This window comes from Acidovorax sp. Leaf160, assembly GCF_001424265.1.
In the GTDB taxonomy this organism is placed as follows: Bacteria; Pseudomonadota; Gammaproteobacteria; order Burkholderiales; family Burkholderiaceae_C; genus Paracidovorax.
Window position 1 is genome coordinate 34978 of record NZ_LMOV01000009.1, and the last position, 17046, is coordinate 52023.

Consider the following 17046-nt stretch of genomic DNA (forward strand, 5'->3'; position numbering starts at 1 on the left):
GGTCGCATCGTAGGGGGGCGGGCGGCGCTGCGGTGTCGGCGCCGTTCCTGTCCGGGCGCGCTTACTGGAAGAACTTGGCGGCGCTGCCCAGCGTCTTGTAGATGCCCCAGCACAGCGGAATGCCGACGGCCAGCCAGGCGAATGCCACCAGCACCGGGCTGGTCGCGCCGCCCGCACCGCTGCCGCCGCCCACTTCCGCCGCCACGCTCTTCTCGTGCGCCAGCTGCTTTTCGCGGGCCAGTTCCTCGTCGCTCATGAACCACTTGTCGGCCAGCGGCCGCACCAGCAGGTTGGCGACGAGGCCGATCGCCAGCATGCCCACCAGGATGTACATGGTCTGGTTGTAGACCTGCTCGCGCGGCAGGCCCAGGCCCAGCTGGTATTCGCGCATGTAGTTCACCACCACCGGCCCGAGGATGCCGGCGGTGGCCCAGGCGGTGAGCAGGCGGCCGTGGATGGCGCCGACGAACTGCGTGCCGAACAGGTCCGCCAGGTAGGCCGGCACGGTGGCGAAGCCGCCGCCGTACATCGACAGGATGATGCAGAACGCGCCCACGAAGAGCAGCTTGTGACCGGCGCTGGCCGAGCTCGGAATGCTCGCGTACATCAACGCGCCCAGCACGAAGAACACCACATAGGTCATCTTGCGGCCGAGCTTGTCGGAGAGGCTGGCCCAGAAAAACCGGCCGCCGATGTTGAAGAGCGACAGCAGCGCGGTGAAGCCGCCCGCCACCGCCGCGATGGCGGCCAGCTGCGCCTTGTCCAGTTCGCCGAATTTCTGCGGCACGCCGATCAGGCCGCCGCCGAACACTTCCTGCAGCATGGGCGACGCCATGCCGATCACGCCGATGCCGGCGCTGACGTTCATGCACAGCACCACCCACACCAGCCAGAACTGGGGAATGCCCCAGACCCGCTTCACGTGCACGTGGCGCTGCGTGATCATGGTGTTGGCCGACGACGGCGGCGGCGTCCAGCCGGCCGGCTTCCAGCCCGTGGCGGGCACGCGGTAGCCCAGGGCGCCGGCCATCATGAACACGAAGTACACGAGCGCCAGGACCACGAAGGTCTGCATCACGCCCACGTCGGTCGGCGTGGCGAAGTGCTTCATCAGGTCCACCGCCAGGGGCGAGCCGATCATGGCGCCGCCGCCGAAGCCCATGATGGCCATGCCGGTGGCCATGCCGCGCCGGTCCGGGAACCACTTGATGAGCGTGGACACCGGCGAGATGTAGCCCAGCCCGAGGCCGATGCCGCCGATCACGCCCGAGCCCAGGATCATCAGCCAGAACTGGTGCAGGTGGATGCCCAGCGCCGACAGCAGCATGCCGCCGCACCAGCACAGGGCCGACACCACGCCCGCCTTGCGCGGGCCGGCACGTTCCAGCCAGCCGCCCCAGAGCGCTGCCGAGCAGCCCAGGAAGACGAAGAACAGCGTGTACATCCAGCCCAGCGTGGCCACGCGCCAGTCGCAGCCGGTGGCGAACAGCTCGGCGAAGAAGCTCATCTCCTTCGGGCAGGCCGCGCCCGTGCCGGCGGTGGCCAGCGCCTTGGACAGCGGCAGCCAGAACACCGAGAAGCCGTAGGCCATGCCGATGCACAGGTGAATCGCCAGGGCCGCAGGCGGCACCAGCCAGCGGTTGAAGCCGGGACCCGCAATGATGCGTTCCTTGTCGAGAAAACCGGGGGCCGCCCCCGGGACCTTGTCAGCCATCGCTGATGCAGCAGCCATCGAACACGCTCTCTTTGCTAGAAGGAGCACGCCCTGCGCGCCCCCTGTTGGTTGATGCTTGACCCACGTCAAAGCCGGGGCGCAGTGTCTGAATGTATCTGCCGTATCGTCAAATGGAATCGACGCATGGGACGATTCAACGGCTGAATGTATGCACGGCGGAACACAGGTGCCGGGGCAACTTGCCCGGACCGCCGGCCAGGCCGCCCAGGCCGCCCTGACTGGGCAGGGCCGGGCACCCCGGCGGCTCAGGCTTCGAGCATGCCGCTGCTCGCCGCCACCTCGTCACGCCACGCGGGCTGCTCCAGCAGGGCGACAGCCCCCTCCAGGGCGCGGGACCAGCGGGGGCCGCGCTGCGTCATGAAGCCGATGGGAGTGCGGATGTCGGGCGACACCAGGGGCAGCGCCTCCAGCGAACGCTCATGCCGCGAAGCGGCGACCAGGGCACCGGGCAGCACGCTGCACACGTCGCCGGACTGCACGCTGAGCACCAGCGTCAGCACCGAGTTGGTTTCGATGGCGGGTACCGGCTGCACGCCGGCTGCCCGCAGCGCGTCGTCCACGATGGATCGGTTGAACATGTCGGGCGTGAGCAGGCAGAGCGGCAGCCGGCCGGCCTCGGCCCAGGGGATGGCCTCGCCGATGCGCATGCGCTCCTGCGACGGCTGCGCGGCACGGCGCACCAGGTAGTACCGCTCGCTGCATTGCGGCCACGAGCGCAGCTGCGCCTGCCGGGCCTGCATGCGCTCGCTGTAGCCCAGCGCCAGGTCGACCGAGAGGTCTTCCAGCCCGCGTTCGAGTTCGACCGAACTCATGGACAGCACCACCGGCTGGATGCCCGGGTGCCGCGTGCGCAACTGCACGGCGAAGCGCGTCAGCAAGGGGATGGCCGTGGGCGTGGCCGCCATGCGCAGACGGCCCTGGGGCGATGCCTCGGTGCTGCGCAGTTCGCGGCGCAGCACCTCGGTGTCGTGCAGCATGCGCCGCGCGGCGGCCACCACGGCGTCCCCCTCGTGCGTGAGGCCGGCGAAGGCGCGGCCGCGCTGCACGATCACGACGCCGAATTCCTGCTCCAGCGCCCGCAGCGCATTCGACAGCGCCGGCTGCGTGATGTGGCAGGCCTGCGCCGCGCGGCCGAAATGGCGGTGCTCGTCGAGGGCGACGAGATAGCGCATGGCGGCCAGCAGGTTCATGGAGCGTTGCCCGGGCTGCGCCCACGGGGCGCGGCCCTGTGCCTCAGGTGTCCTTGCTGATGGAGATGCTCGGGAACTTGGACGAGAAGTCCTTGGCCTGCTGGGCGATCTTCACCGCCACGTCGCGCGCCACCTTCCTGTAGATCTGGGCGACCTCGCCGTCCGGGTCGGCCACCACCGTAGGCTTGCCGCTGTCGGCCTGCAGGCGGATGGACATGTCGAGCGGCAGCGCGCCCAGGTAGTCCATGCCGTATTCGGCCGCCATCTTCTTGCCGCCGTCGGCGCCGAAGATGTGCTCCACATGGCCGCACTGGCTGCACACGTGGGCGGCCATGTTCTCGACGATGCCGAGGATGGGCACGCCCACCTTCTCGAACATCTTGATGCCCTTCTTGGCGTCCAGCAGGGCGATGTCCTGCGGGGTGGTGACGATGACCGCGCCGGTCATGGGCACGCGCTGGCTCAGCGTGAGCTGGATGTCGCCGGTGCCGGGCGGCATGTCGATGATGAGGTAGTCCAGGTCCTTCCAGTTGGTCTGGCGCAGCAGCTGCTCCAGCGCCTGGGTGGCCATGGGTCCGCGCCAGATCATGGCCTCGTCCTGGTCGATCAGGAAGCCGATGGACATCACCTGCACGCCATGGTTTTCCAGCGGCTCCATGGTCTTGCCGTCGTCGCTTTCCGGGCGGCGGCTGATGCCCAGCATCATGGGCTGGCTGGGGCCGTAGATGTCGGCGTCGAGCACGCCCACGCTGGCACCCTCGGCGGCCAGCGCCAGCGCCAGGTTGGCGGCGGTGGTGCTCTTGCCCACGCCGCCCTTGCCCGAAGCCACGGCGATGATGTTCTTCACCTGCGGCAGAAGCTGCACGCCGCGCTGCACGGCGTGGGCCGTGACCTTGCTGGCGATCTGCACCGAGACGTTCTCCACGCCCGGCACGGCCCGGGCCGCCGCCACGAACTGGCGCCGCAACTCGGGCACCAGGCTCTTGGCCGGATAGCCCAGCTCCACGTCAAACGCGACGTCCGCGCCGTTGATCTGCACGTTGCGCAGCGCGCGGGTGGAGACGAAATCCTTGCCGGTATGGGGGTCGCGCACCTGCGCGAGCGCCGCCAAGAGGCCCTGTTCTGTGACTGCCATGCTGTTCTTCACTCCTGTGGGTCGGGTAGTCTATCGAAGGCCCGCGCCCCTGCCGGCCTGCGGGACAATCCCGCCGCGCATCTCCGCGCCACCGCCCCTCCCCCGACCCTGCTTCCCAGAGACCGCCCCGTGAAATTCAAGATGGCCCCCAATTCCCTGTTCGCGATCCTGCTGCGCTCGCCGTGGTGGATCAGCTTCGCCGCGGCGGCCGCCATCGCGCTGCTGTGCGGCGCGCTGCTGCCGGCCCATCTGGCGCCGTTCGCGGCGGTGGGCGTGCTGCCCCTGGTCGTCGTGGGCAGCATGGCGGCGTGGCGGCAATGGCGCGCGCCCAGCGCGGCGCAGGTGGAAGCGGTGCGGGCCTCCGCCGCCGCCATGCCCTGGCGCGACTTCTCCGCCGCGCTGGAACGCGCCTGGCAGGCCGAGGGCCATACCGTCAGCCGCCTGAACGGGCAGCCGGCCGACCTGCGGCTGGAACGCGGCGGCCAGACACTGCTGGTCATGGCCCGCCGCTGGAAGGCCGCCACCCACGGCGCCGAGCCGCTGCGCGAACTGCAGGCCGCCGTGCAGGCGCAGCAGGCCTCCGCCGGCGTCTATGTGGCGCTGCAGGGCCAGGTGAGCGAAAACGCCCGCGACTTCGCCCGGGACAACGGCCTGGTGCTGATGGAATCGGACGCGCTCGCCGTGCTGCTGTCGAAGGCTCCTGCGGCCGGCCGCTGACACCCCCCGCGGCGCCTTGGCGCCACCGCGCCGGCACGGGCCGGGGAGCGCCGGGGTAGGGGCATGGGCGAGTCGGCCCGATTGCCGGCCGCTGACCCTGGAACGCGGCAAAGGATGGCAGCCAGGGCAAGGGTTAACCCTGAATACTCCTGCGACAACGCCACGCAACAGGAGCCTGCCGTCATGGGTATTTTTGGATCGCCGAAATCCAGGTCCGTCGCCGACCTGCTGGTGGAGACGCTCGCCGACGCCGGAGTGCGCCGCATCTGGGGCGTGACCGGCGACAGCCTCAACGCCGTCAACGACAGCTTGCGCCGCCACAGAGGCATCGACTGGATGCATGTGCGCCATGAAGAAGCCGGCGCCTTCGCCGCCGGGGCCGAGGCCCAGGTCACGGGCCAGCTGGCCGTGTGCGCCGGCAGCTGCGGGCCGGGCAACCTGCATCTCATCAACGGGCTCTACGACTGCCAGCGCAACCACCAGCCGGTGCTGGCCATCGCCAGCCACATTCCCAGCAGCGAGATCGGCCTGGGCTATTTCCAGGAAACCCACCCCACCGAATTGTTCCGCGAGTGCAGCCATTTCTGCGAGATGGTGCAGCATCCCCACCAGTTGCCCGAGCTGCTGCACCGGGCCATGCGCACGGCCATCGGCGAGCGGGGCGTGGCGGTGCTGGTGCTGCCGGGCGACGTCTGCACGCTCGATGCGCCCGAAGGCGCGCGGCCCCACTTCGCGCAGCCGGCACCGGCGCGGCTGCTGCCCGACCCCGAGGCCCTGGCCGAACTGGCGAAGCTGCTGAACGGCTCCAAGGCCGTGACCATCCTGGCCGGCGCCGGCACGCAAGGCGCGCACGACGAGGTGGTGGCCCTGGCGCAGGCCCTGGCCGCGCCCGTCGTCCACGCCTTCCGCGGCAAGGAAACCATGGAGTGGGACAACCCCTGCGACGTGGGCATGACCGGCCTGATCGGCTTCTCGTCCGGCTACCACGCCATGCGCGAATGCGACACGCTGCTGATGCTGGGCACCGACTTTCCCTACCGCAACTTCTACCCCGAAGACGCCGCCGTGGCGCAGATCGACCGCAACCCGGGAGCACTGGGCCGGCGCGTCCAGCTGCGCCTGGGCCTGGTGGCCGACGTGCGCGAGGCTGCCACCCTGCTGGCGCCCCTGATCGAGCCGGGACGGGACACCGCCTTTCTGGAGAAGGCGCGCGAGCATTACCAGAGCGCCCGCCAGGACCTGGACGCCCTGGCCTCGCCCCGCAGCGGCGACCAGCCCCTGCACCCGCAGTTCGTCGCCGCCACGCTGGATCGGCTGGCGGCCGACGACGCGATCTTCAGCTTCGACGTGGGCACGCCCGCCATCTGGGCGGCGCGCTACCTGCGCATGAACGGCCGGCGCCGGCTGATCGGCTCGTTCAACCACGGCTCCATGGCCAACGCCATGCCGCAGGCGCTGGGCGCCCAGGCGGCGCGGCCGGGGCGCCAGGTGATCTCGCTGTCGGGCGACGGCGGGCTGGCCATGCTGATGGGCGACATGCTCACCGCCGTGCAGATGCAGCTGCCGATCAAGATCGTGCTGATCAACAACGGCGTGCTCGGCTTCGTGCAGATGGAGCAGAAGGCGGCAGGCTTTCTCGACACCAACGTGTCGCTGCGCAACCCCGACTTCAGCGCCATCGCCGGCGGCATGGGTTTCCTCGGCCTGCGCGTCACCCGCTCGGACGCGCTGGAGGCCGCCATCGCCCAGGCGCTGGCGCACGACGGCCCCGCGCTGGTGGACGTGGCGGTCGATCCCCTGGAGCTGTCGCTGCCGCCCAAGATCAAGGCCGAGCAGGTCAAGGGCTTCAGCCTCTACGCGGCGCGCGCCGTGATGAACGGCCGGGGCGACGAGCTGGTGGAACTGGCCAAGACCAACCTGCTGCGCCGCCGGTGACCGGCAGCGGGCGGCGGGCGGGGTCTTAAAATCGCGCGTTCCGCCCCGCCGGCCCCTCGGCCGGCGCAGACGCCCTCCAGAAAGCCCGCCCCCGATGTCCGCACGCAAGCTCTTCGTCACCACCGCACTGCCCTACGCCAACGGCAACTTCCACATCGGCCACATCATGGAATACATCCAGGCCGACATCTGGGTGCGGTTCCAGCGCATGCGCGGCCATGCGGTGAACTTCGTCGGCGCGGACGACACGCACGGCGCCCCGATCATGATCGCGGCGGAAAAGGCCGGCGTGACGCCCCAGCAGTTCGTCGCCGGCATCGCCGCAGGACGCAAGCAGTATCTGGACGGCTTCCACATCAGCTTCGACAACTGGCACAGCACCGACGCGCCCGAGAACCACGAGCTGGCCCGCCAGATCTACCGCGACCTGCGCGACCGCGCGGACGGCAGCCTGATCGAGGTGCGCACCATCGAGCAGTTCTTCGACCCCGAGAAGAACATGTTCCTGCCCGACCGCTACATCAAGGGCGAGTGCCCCAAGTGCCATGCCAAGGACCAGTACGGCGACAACTGCGAGGTCTGCGGCTCCGTCTATGCGCCCACCGACCTGATCGAGCCGTTCTCGGCCCTCTCGGGCGCCAAGCCCGAGCTGAAAAGCTCGGAGCACTTCTTCTTCAAGCTGTCGGACCCGCGCTGCGTGGAGTTTCTGGAGCAGTGGACGCAGGACGGCAAGCTGCAGCCTGAAGTGGCCAACAAGATCCGCGAATGGTTCAGCGTGCGCACCAACCCGGATGGCACGCAGAGCGAAGGCCTGGGCGACTGGGACATCAGCCGCGATGCGCCCTACTTCGGCATCGAGATCCCGGACGCGCCGGGCAAGTACTTCTACGTCTGGCTGGATGCGCCCGTGGGCTACTTGGCGTCGCTGAAGAACCTGCTGGAAAAGCGCGGCGAGAACTACGACGCCTACATGGCCGACCCCTCTCTGGAGCAGTACCACTTCATCGGCAAGGACATCGTCACCTTCCACACGCTGTTCTGGCCCGCCATGCTGCATTTCAGCGGCCGCAAGACGCCCGACAACGTCTTCGTGCATGGCTTCCTCACCGTGAACAACGGCGAGAAGATGAGCAAGAGCCGCGGCACCGGCCTGGACCCGCTCAAGTACCTGAAGCTGGACATGAACGCCGAGTGGCTGCGCTACTACCTGGCGGCCAAGCTCAGCGCACGCAACGAAGACATCGACTTCAACGCCGAAGACTTCATGCTGCGGGTCAACAGCGATCTGATCGGCAAGTACGTCAACATCGCCAGCCGCGCGGCCGGCTTTTTGACCAAGCGCTTCGAGGGCCGCCTGACCAGCGACTTCGGCGACGCGGGTGGCGCCCTGCTGGCCGACGTGCGCGGCGCGGGCGACGCCATCGCGCAGATGTACGAGGCGCGTGAATACGGCCGGGCCACGCGCGAGATCATGCTGCTGGCCGACCGGGTCAACGCCTATGTGGACCAGAACAAGCCCTGGGACCTGGCCAAGGACCCGGCCAACAACCTGGCGCTGCACCAGGTCTGCTCGGTGCTGGTCAACGCCTTCGCGGCGCTGACGCGCTACCTGGCTCCGGTGCTGCCGGGCCTGTCGCTGGCAGTGGAGCAATTCGTCGGCCAGAGCATGCAGCAGTGGAGCGTGGCGGGCGACGTGCAGGCCATCGCCCCCTACCAGCATCTGATGCAGCGGGTCACGCCGGAGCAGCTCGAAGCGCTTTTCGAGGCTCCAGCCCAGGCAGCGCCTGCGCAGGCAGCTACTGAAACCATAGCACCACCAGCCCTTCCCGGCGGCGAGGCGCTGGCGCCCACCATCACCATCGACGACTTCGCCAAGATCGACCTGCGCATCGCGCTGATCGTGAACTGCGAGCCGGTCGAGGGCTCCACCAAGCTGCTGCGCCTGACGCTGGACGTGGGCGAAGGCAAGACGCGCAACGTCTTCAGCGGCATCGCCAGCGCCTACCAGCCGGCCGACCTGATCGGCAAGCACACGGTCATGGTCGCCAACCTGGCACCACGCAAGATGAAGTTCGGCATCAGCGAAGGCATGGTGCTGGCCGCCAGCCACGGCGACGAGAAGGCCCAGCCCGGCATCTACGTGCTCGAACCCCTGCCCGGCGCCACGCCTGGCATGCGCGTGCGCTGACCGCCGCAGCCGCCAAGGCGTTCGGGCAGGAACGCCGGAACGTGCGCCCTCAATGCCCCACGTAGCGCCCGGGGCGGTGGCTGATCCAGAGAAAGCCGCTCATCACCAGCACCGCCAGCACCGAGTAGGCCACCCGGTCGGGCGGCACGACGAAGAGCGCCAGCAGCACCACCACGCAGTCGATCGCCATCTGCACCTTGCCGGCCCGGATGCCGCGGCTTTGCTGCAGATAGAGCGAAAGAATGGTCGCACCGCCCAGGCTGGAGCGGTGCCGCGCCAGGAACAGGCAGCCGGTGCCCAGCAGCAGCCCGCCGAGCACGGCGGCGAACAGCGGGTCGAGGTAATCGACGTGCATGACGTGGGGGAACAGCTCGGTCAGCCCCGACAGCAGCGCGATCGAGAGGAAGGTCTTGGCGGTGAACTCCCGGCCCATGCGCGTCCAGGCGAACCAGTAGAACGGCAGGTTGATGGCGAAGAAGATCTTGCCGAAGGAAATGTCCGTCACGTAGTGCAGCAGGAAGGCCACCCCGGCCGTGCTGCCGATGAGCAGCCCCGCCTGGCCGAACAGCATGAGCGCCATGGCCACGAAGAGCGTGCCGGCGAAGAGCGCCTGGGCGTCCTCGTAGTAGCCGTGGCGCAGCGAGTCGGCGGGGCGCGCGGGCGCCGTCGGGGGCGTGGAGTCTGTAGGCATGGTGGGTGCGAAGAAGGAGGGGTGGGCCCCCTGGCCGCCCAAGGCGGGCGCGCCCGGCGCATGCAAGCCCCGCGCCAGCCGGCGCGCTGCGCTCAGCGTCCGCCCTGCGGGATCTCCTCCACGCTGGCCGTGCGCAGCACGCGCCCGTCGCCGCCGAACACGGCGGTGAAGATCATCGGCCGCGTACCGCCGTCGTTCCAGCGCCAGTCCCATTCCGTTTCGCCCTTGAGCGCGAAGCTCATCGTCTTCATGGGCTTGCCCAGGCGCCGGCGCACCTCGTCCACCGTCATGCCCGGCGTGATCTGGGCGAATTCCGCGGGCGTCAGCACCTGGCGCAGCGCGCTCATGCGGCCGTCGGGGCCGATGGTGATCATGTAGTTGACCGCACCGGCAGGCTGGCGGTTGTATTCGAAGGTGCGGGCGCCGCCCGGCTCGTCCCACACCCGCTCGGGCTCACCGAAGCGCGAGCGCACGTCGGCCTCCGTCGATGTGCCGACCTGCAGCTCGCTGATGCGCTGCAGGTCGCAGCCGCCCAAGCCCGCCACCGCCATCGCGGCCACCACCGCAGCGCCCCACCGTCCCATTGCCATGCCGTCTCTCCTGTTCCCGACGCATGCCGCCCCCTCGGGCGGCCGGGAGCCACTATAGAGGAGCCGGGGTTCAGTCGGAGCGGATGTTCGCGGCTTTCACCACGTCGCCGTATTTGCGCAGGTCGGCCTCCATCTCGGCGCGGAACTGCGCCGGCGTGTTGCCCGAGGCCAGGATGCCGAGGGAGGCCAGCCGCTCCTTGATGTCGGGCGACTGCACCACGGCATGCAGCTCGCGCTGCAGGCGATCGACGATGGCCGCCGGGGTCCGGGCCGGCGCCAGGATGCCGATCCAGGAATTCACCTCGAAGCCCGGCACGCCGGATTCGGCCACCGTCGGCACGTTGGGCAGCGAAGGCAGCCGCTGGGCGCTCGACACGGCAATGGCCTGCACCTGGCCGCGCTGGATGAACGGATAGGCGCCCGCCACCGCCGTGTACAGCATGGGCAGCGAACCGCCCACCACGTCGGCCAGCGCCTGGCCGCCGCCCTTGTAGGGCACGTGCACGAAGTTCGCCCCGGTGCGCACGCGCAGCAGCTCGCCTGCCAGGTGGGGCGTGCTGCCGGTGCCCGCGCTGCCGTACGAGACACCGCCCGGCTGCGCCTTGGAATAGGCAACCAGCAACTGGAAATCCTTCGCCGGCACCGACGGATGCGTCACGATCACCAGCGCCGCGTCACCGATCTTGCCGACGGGCGCGAAGTCCTTCAGCGTGTCGAACGGCACCTTGGCGAACACATGCGGGTTGATGACCATGGTGCCGTCGAAACCCACCACCAGGGTGTAGCCGTCCGGCGCGGCGGCAGCGCCCATCTGCGTGCCGATGTTGCCGGAGGCGCCCGGCCGGTTGTCCACCACCACCTGCTGGCCCAGCCGGCTGCCCAGGCGCTCGGCCACCACCCGGGCGCCGGTGTCGGTCACCCCGCCCGGGGCGAAGGGCACGATGAGCCGGATGGGCTTGCTGGGGTAGTCCGCCTGGGCCGAGGCACCGCCGGCGGCGAGCGCGAGGCACAGCGCCGCGAGGCCCGCGGCCAGGTGGCGCCGCGATGGTTGGAAGGGGGTCATGTCCTGTCTCCTTGTCTTGATGGAATACCCGTGCCGGCCGGCGGGCGCGCGCTCTGCGGCGCGTTGCCCGGGCTGGCCGCTCACTCGGCGCGGATGCCGCCGCGCTGCGCCACCTGGGCCCACTTCTGGGTTTCGCCTTCGACGAAGCGGCGAAACTCGGCGGGCGGCGTGAGCACGATGTCGGCGCCCTGGTCCTGCATCTGCCGGGCCACGGCCGGGTCGGCCGCCACCTTGCGCAGGTCGGCGTGCAGCCGCTCGACCACCGCCTGCGGCATGCCGGCCGGGCCGAAGAGGCCGTACCAGTTGAGCGACTGCACGCCCCGCAGGCCGGCTTCGTCGAAGGTCATGGCGTCCGGGAAAAGGGCCATGCGCTGCGGCGCGGCCACCCCCACCACGCGCAGCTTGCCCGAATGGATGTGCGGCAGGGCGGTGAGCACGCTGGTCACGCCCGCCGGCAGGTGGCCGCCGATGATGTCCACCATGATGGGCGCGCCGCCCTTGTAGGGCACGCCGGTGGTCTTGAGCTGGCCGGACTGGCGGATCAGCTCGCCCGTCAGCCGCGTCTGCCCTTCCGAATAGCCCACCGCGATCTCCTGCGCCTTCGCCGCCTGCACCAGTTCGGGCAGGCGCTTGTACGGGCCGTCGGCCGCCACCACCAGCACCATGGGCGAGGTGGCGATGTTGGTCACCGGCGTGAACGCCTTCATCGTGTCGTAGGGCATGCTCTTCATCAGCACGGGGTTGATGGCATGCGAGCCCACCACCAGCAGCAGCGTGTAGCCGTCTGGCGCGGCCTTGGCGACGTGGGCGGAGCCGATGACGCCGTTCGCGCCGGTGCGGTTGTCCACCACCACCGACTGGCCCCACAGCTCGGACAGCCGCTGCGCCATGAGCCGGCCGACGATGTCGGTGCCGCCGCCGGCCGAATACGGCACGACGATGGTGACCGGCTTGGACGGATAGGGTTTGTCCTGCGCATGGGCGGCCCCCAGGGCAGTGGCGCCCCAGGCGCCCAGGCCGGCCAGGGCCAGGCGGCGGGTGATGGCCGGGTGGCCGATGGGTTGGTGGTGGTCGGGGTGGTCGGGGTGGTCGGGGTGCATGGTTTTGTCTCCTGGACGTTGTTGTGCGAGTGATCGGGGGGCGCGCTCGGCAGCCGGCGGGCCGTCAGGCAGCGGCCGGCTCGGCCGCCTGCGCCTGGCGCCGGGCCTGCTCGCGCCGCAGCCAGGCGATGGACCGGCCGCCCAGCGGCCGCTGCAGCAGCGTCTGCGCGAAGTCGATGGCATCCAGCACCCCCTGCAGCGACACGCCGGTGGCGAAGCCGCTGCGCTCGGCCAGCAGCACCAGGTCCTCGGTGGCCAGATTGCCGGCGGCACCGGGCGCGAACGGGCAGCCGCCGATGCCGCCCACGCTGGCGTCGAAGCGGCGCACGCCGGCCTCCAGCGCCGCCCAGGCGTTGGCCGCGCCCATGCCGCGCGTGTCGTGCAGGTGCACGGCCAGCCGGTCGATGGGCACCACCTCGCGCAGCGCGGCGAAGCGCTCCTTGACCTGGCCGGGCGATGCCGAGCCGATGGTGTCGGCGATGACCACCTCGCCCGCGCCGGCGGCGTGCATGCGCGCGGCCAGCCGCAGCACCTCGGGCAGCGGCGTCTCGCCCTCGAACGGGCAGTCGAACGCCACCGCCACATAGGCCCGCGTGCGCAGGCCCAGCGCGTGGGCGGCGGCCAGCGTCTGCTCGCTCACCTCGGTGGCCTGCGCCAGCCCCATGTTGATGTTGCGGGCGTTCATGGTCTCGGTGGCCGACAGCACCACGGCGATCTCCCGCGCCCCGGCGGAATGGGCGCGTTCCAGGCCCTTGAGATTGGGCACCAGCACCGAGGTGCGCAGCCGTGGCCAGCGCGCCGCGACGGCGGGCACCAGTTCGCCCGCGTCGGCCATCTGCGGCACGGCCTTGGGAGACACGAAGCTGGTGGCCTCCACGCTGCGCAGGCCGGCGGCTTCGAGCAGGCCGATCAGCGCCAGCTTGGACTCGGTGGACACGGGCAGCTGCTGGTTCTGCAGCCCGTCGCGGGGTGCCACGTCGGTGATGTAGATGCGCTCGGTCATGGCTTGCGGCATGGGGGTCGCTCCCGGCATCAGGCGATGGCGCCGTCTTCGCGCAGCCGGGCCAGTCGATCGGCCGGATAGCCCAGCCAGCCGCCCAGCACGGCGGCGGTCTGCTCGCCCAGCCGCGGCGGGGCCCCGAAGCTGCGCTGCGGCGCGGCCGACAGCTTCACCGGGTTGCCGGGCATGCGCAGCGGCTCGCCCTCCGGCAGCGGCACGGTCACCACCATGTCGCGCGCCAGCACCTGCGGGTCGCTCAGGGCCTGGGCGAAGTCGTTGACCGGGCCGCAGGGGATGCGCGCTTCCCGCAGCCGCTCCAGCCAGTGCGCGGTGGGCTGCTTGCGCAGCTCGTCCGCCACGATGGCGTCGATCTCGGCCTTGGCGGCGAAGCGCACCGGCTGCTGGCGGTATTCGGGCTTGCGCAGGGCATCCAGGCCGATGAAGTCCACGAAGCGGTCGAAGAAGCCGTCGCCGATGCAGGCGATGATGATGTGGCCGTCCGCCGTGGGGTAGCTGTTGTAGGGCACGTGCACGAAGTGGCCGTTGCCGGTGCCCTCGGGCACATGGCCCGACATGAAGTGCATGGTGGCCATGTAGTTGAGCAGCGAGATCTGCGCGTCCAGCATGGAGATGTCCACATGCTGGCCCCGGCCCGTGCTGTCGCGCTCGACCAGCGCGGCCAGCACGCCCAGCGCGCCGAACAGCCCGCCGCCCAGGTCGCCGATGGGAATGCCGCTGCGCGTGGGGCCGGTCTCTGGCGTGCCGGTGATGGACATGCCGCCGCCCATCGCCTGCACCACCTGGTCGAACGCCGGCCGCTGCGTGTGCGGGCCGGTCTGGCCGAAGCCGGTGACCGAGCAGGTCACGATGCGCGGGTTGACCTGCGAGAGCGCCGCATGGTCGATGCCCAGGCGCCCGGTGACGCCCACGCTGAAGTTGTCGAACACCACGTCGGCCTGGCGCACCAGGTCCATGAACACCTCCCGGCCGGCCGGGCTCTTCAGGTCCACGCAGACGCTTTCCTTGTTGCGGTTGAGCGTGAGGTAGTAGGCGCCCATGCCGCCGCGCGAATAGTCGGGGTCGTTCTCCAGCAGGCGGCGGGTGCCTTCGCCGGTGCCGGGCGGCTCCACCTTGATGGTGCGTGCGCCCAGGTCGGCCAGCAGCATGGTGCCGTAGGGGCCGGACAGCATGTGGGTGAGGTCCAGCACGGTGATGTGTTCGAGTGCCAAGGGGGTCGTCTCCAGGTTCGTTCGATGACAGTGCTGCGGTATTGCAGGGGCCGTGCCAGCGAGCGCGCGCGGCGCAAGTGGTTGATTTCATTGGGCTTGATCGCAGACCACGCACTGGCCGGCGTTTCATGCAACACTCGTGAAACACACATTCCGTCCCAAGCACACCTACTCATGGCGACACCCGTCCTTCCGTTCGGCAGCGCCCGCCTGCCCCGCCTCTGCTTTCTCAGCTACCGGCAGATCCGCGAGTTCGCCATGCCCGTGGTGGCCGAATACGCCGGCCGCGCCGAGATCGAGGTGGTGGACGGCACCTTCGGCCGGGCGCTGGCCCTGGCCCAGGACCGGCTGGAGCGCGGCAGCGTGGATGCCTTCGTCAGCGCCGGATCGAACGCCAGCATCCTGCGGGCGGGGCTGCAGGCGCCGGTCGCCACCATCCAGCTGGGCGGGTTCGACCTGCTGCAGGCGCTGATCCAGGCGCGGCGCATCGCCGGCCGCGTGGGGGTGGTGATGTACGGCCAGACCATTCCCGAACTGGAAGCCGTGAAGGACCTGCTGAACATCGAGATCAGCCAGCACGCCTACCAGACGCCCGACGACGCGCGCCAGCGCTTCGAGACGCTGCGCCGCGCGGGCTTCGAGGTGATCGTCGGCTCCAGCCTGGTGGTGGAGCTGGCCGAGCAGGCGGGCTTGACGGGCCTGCTGGCGTATTCGCTCGCCAGCATCCGCAAGGGCTTCGACGACGCGCTGGAGCTGGCGCGCGTCGCCCGGCTGGAGGCCGGCCGCTACGAGCAGCTGCACAGCGTGCTGCACAACCTGCAGGAGGCCGTGGTGGCGGTCGACCGGCAGGACCGCATCATCGCCGTCAACCCGCCCATGCAGCAGCTGCTGGGCGGGCCGGGCGTGCGGCTGGCGGGGCAGGCGCTGGACACGCTGGAGCCCGCGCTGTCGCTGCGTGCCACGCTGCAGAGCGGCCTGCAGGAGCGGGCCGTGGCCCAGCGCTTCGCCCAGCGCGACTGGGTGGCCCACCGCACGCCCATCCGCGAGCATGGCGAGATCGTGGGCGCGGCGCTCACGCTGTACGACGCCGGCGCCATCCAGGCGGCCGACACCAGCCTGCGCATGCTGCAGCGGCGCCAGCAGCACGCCGCGCGTCACGGCTTCGGCAGCCTGGTGGGCAGCAGCGCGGCGCTGCAGCGGGCCATCGCCAGCGCCAGGCGCTTCGCCCGCACCGACCTGGGCGTGCTCATCACCGGCGAGAGCGGCGTGGGCAAGGAACTCTTCGCCCAGGGCATCCACAACGACAGCCGCCGGGCGGGCCGGCCGTTCGTGGCCGTCAACTGCGCGTCCTTTCCCGAATCGCTGCTGGAGAGCGAACTCTTCGGCTACGAGGAAGGCGCCTTCACCGGATCGCGCCGGGGCGGCAAGCGCGGCCTTTTCGAAGCGGCGCACACCGGCACGCTGTTCCTGGACGAGATCGGCGACATGCCGCTGCCGCTGCAGACCCGGCTGCTGCGCGTGCTGCAGGAACGCGAGGTGATGCGCCTGGGCGCCACGGCCCCGGTGCCCATCGACGTGCGGGTCATCGCCGCCACGCACCAGCCGCTGGCGGAGCTGATCGCGCAGCAGCGCTTCCGGCAGGACCTGTACTACCGCATCAACACGCTGCGCCTGGCCATCGCCCCGCTGCGCGAGCGGCGCGAAGACATCGCCGCCCTGGCCGCGCCGCTGGTGGCCCGCTGCCTGGCCCGCCAGGGCGCGCACATCGACGCCGAACAGGCCCTGGCACCGCTGCTGCCCCGGCTGGTGGCCTACGACTGGCCAGGCAACGTGCGCGAGCTGGAGAACATCGCCGAGCGCATCGCCGTCTTCCTGATGCAGTACGACCGGCCCGACCAGGTGGACCACGCCGCGCTGGCGCACGACTGCCCCGAGCTGTTCGCCGGCACCGCCGGCCGCATCGCCCCCGATGGCAGCCCGCTGCCCCAGGCCGAGCGCATCCGCCAGGCCCTGCGCGATGCCGGCGGCCAGCGCGCGGGCGCCGCGCGGCGGCTGGGCGTGAGCCGCTCGACCTTGTGGCGCTGGCTGCGCGAGCTGGGCTGGGACACCGAGGCGCAGGACCCGCCGGCGCCCTGACGGCAGCGCGGCGCAGGCCGGGCGGACGCCATCGCGCGCGGCCCGCTAAAATCGCCGGCTCCCACAGTGCACCCCCTACCCGCCATGTCCTTCTTCCGCCGCCCCGACTACCAGTCCGACACCACGCAGTTCATCAACCAGCTCAAGAAGGACAAGCCCGAGCTGGACGTGCAGCAGCGCGAAGGCCGGGCCCTGCTCTGGGACAAGCAGGTCGATCACCGCGCCTGGAAGGAATACGACGAAGCGCAGATGGCGCAGCAGCCCTACGTGTACCAGACGCGATCCTGAAATTCTTAGTCAAATCGGCCGCCAGCGCTTGATGAGCAAGCGCAAGCTG

At 70.4% G+C, this 17046-nt stretch carries 14 protein-coding genes; 5 read left to right on the plus strand and 9 right to left on the minus strand.

All coding sequences use genetic code 11. The features are described 5' to 3' along the window. Positions 1-61 precede the first annotated feature (61 nt). From ASF94_RS05800 to apbC, 3 genes are all read right to left on the minus strand, one after another. Positions 62-1714 (minus strand): OFA family MFS transporter, encoded by a 1653-nt coding sequence (locus ASF94_RS05800; protein WP_056662935.1) that lies wholly within the window; start codon positions 1712-1714, stop codon positions 62-64. A gap of 266 nt (positions 1715-1980) precedes the next feature. After that, positions 1981-2925, minus strand: coding sequence for a LysR substrate-binding domain-containing protein (locus tag ASF94_RS05805; protein ID WP_056662938.1), 945 nt, complete (start codon positions 2923-2925; stop codon positions 1981-1983). A gap of 43 nt (positions 2926-2968) precedes the next feature. Further along, positions 2969-4060: an iron-sulfur cluster carrier protein ApbC gene (gene apbC, locus ASF94_RS05810; RefSeq protein WP_056663058.1), complete on the minus strand. Its 1092-nt coding sequence runs from the start codon at positions 4058-4060 to the stop codon at positions 2969-2971. Positions 4061-4201: 141 nt separating this feature from the next. Here apbC and ASF94_RS05815 point away from each other — a divergent pair, with 141 nt between their 5' ends. The 3 genes from ASF94_RS05815 (at position 4202) to metG (ending at position 8900) form a co-directional block, all read left to right on the plus strand. Further along, positions 4202-4777 carry a restriction endonuclease gene (locus ASF94_RS05815; RefSeq protein ID WP_056663061.1) on the plus strand — a complete coding sequence of 192 codons (576 nt, stop codon included), beginning with the start codon at positions 4202-4204 and terminating at the stop codon, positions 4775-4777. Positions 4778-4960: 183 nt separating this feature from the next. After that, complete coding sequence (poxB, locus tag ASF94_RS05820) at positions 4961-6712, plus strand: ubiquinone-dependent pyruvate dehydrogenase (RefSeq protein ID WP_056662941.1); 1752 nt, start codon at positions 4961-4963, stop codon at positions 6710-6712. A gap of 94 nt (positions 6713-6806) precedes the next feature. Then, on the plus strand, positions 6807-8900 hold the full coding sequence (gene metG, locus ASF94_RS05825; protein ID WP_056662944.1) for a methionine--tRNA ligase: 2094 nt from the start codon (positions 6807-6809) through the stop codon (positions 8898-8900). A gap of 49 nt (positions 8901-8949) precedes the next feature. On the opposite strand, the gene ASF94_RS05830 is transcribed toward metG, so the two are convergent. The 6 genes from ASF94_RS05830 to ASF94_RS05855 form a co-directional block, all read right to left on the minus strand. Beyond that, a complete protein-coding gene (locus ASF94_RS05830) occupies positions 8950-9591 on the minus strand; it encodes a YitT family protein (protein WP_056662947.1) in 642 nt (213 codons plus the stop codon). Positions 9592-9683: 92 nt separating this feature from the next. Continuing rightward, complete coding sequence (locus ASF94_RS05835) at positions 9684-10181, minus strand: hypothetical protein (RefSeq protein WP_056662950.1); 498 nt, start codon at positions 10179-10181, stop codon at positions 9684-9686. A 70-nt stretch (positions 10182-10251) separates the two neighbouring features. Then, a complete protein-coding gene (locus tag ASF94_RS05840) occupies positions 10252-11244 on the minus strand; it encodes a tripartite tricarboxylate transporter substrate binding protein (protein WP_056662952.1) in 993 nt (330 codons plus the stop codon). An 80-nt stretch (positions 11245-11324) separates the two neighbouring features. Further along, positions 11325-12344 (minus strand): tripartite tricarboxylate transporter substrate binding protein, encoded by a 1020-nt coding sequence (locus ASF94_RS05845; protein WP_056662955.1) that lies wholly within the window; start codon positions 12342-12344, stop codon positions 11325-11327. Between the two features lie 64 nt (positions 12345-12408). Then, positions 12409-13347 carry a hydroxymethylglutaryl-CoA lyase gene (locus ASF94_RS05850; protein WP_056663064.1) on the minus strand — a complete coding sequence of 313 codons (939 nt, stop codon included), beginning with the start codon at positions 13345-13347 and terminating at the stop codon, positions 12409-12411. Between the two features lie 29 nt (positions 13348-13376). Next, complete coding sequence (locus ASF94_RS05855) at positions 13377-14573, minus strand: CaiB/BaiF CoA-transferase family protein (RefSeq protein ID WP_056662958.1); 1197 nt, start codon at positions 14571-14573, stop codon at positions 13377-13379. A gap of 174 nt (positions 14574-14747) precedes the next feature. On the opposite strand from ASF94_RS05855, the gene prpR reads away from it, so the two are divergent. Next, on the plus strand, positions 14748-16709 hold the full coding sequence (gene prpR, locus ASF94_RS05860) for a propionate catabolism operon regulatory protein PrpR (RefSeq protein WP_056662961.1): 1962 nt from the start codon (positions 14748-14750) through the stop codon (positions 16707-16709). Positions 16710-16793: 84 nt separating this feature from the next. Next, the gene (locus tag ASF94_RS05865) at positions 16794-16997 is read left to right on the plus strand and encodes a DUF3460 family protein (RefSeq protein WP_056662965.1); all 204 of its coding nucleotides are present in this window, start codon (positions 16794-16796) and stop codon (positions 16995-16997) included. Positions 16998-17046: the final 49 nt, after the last annotated feature.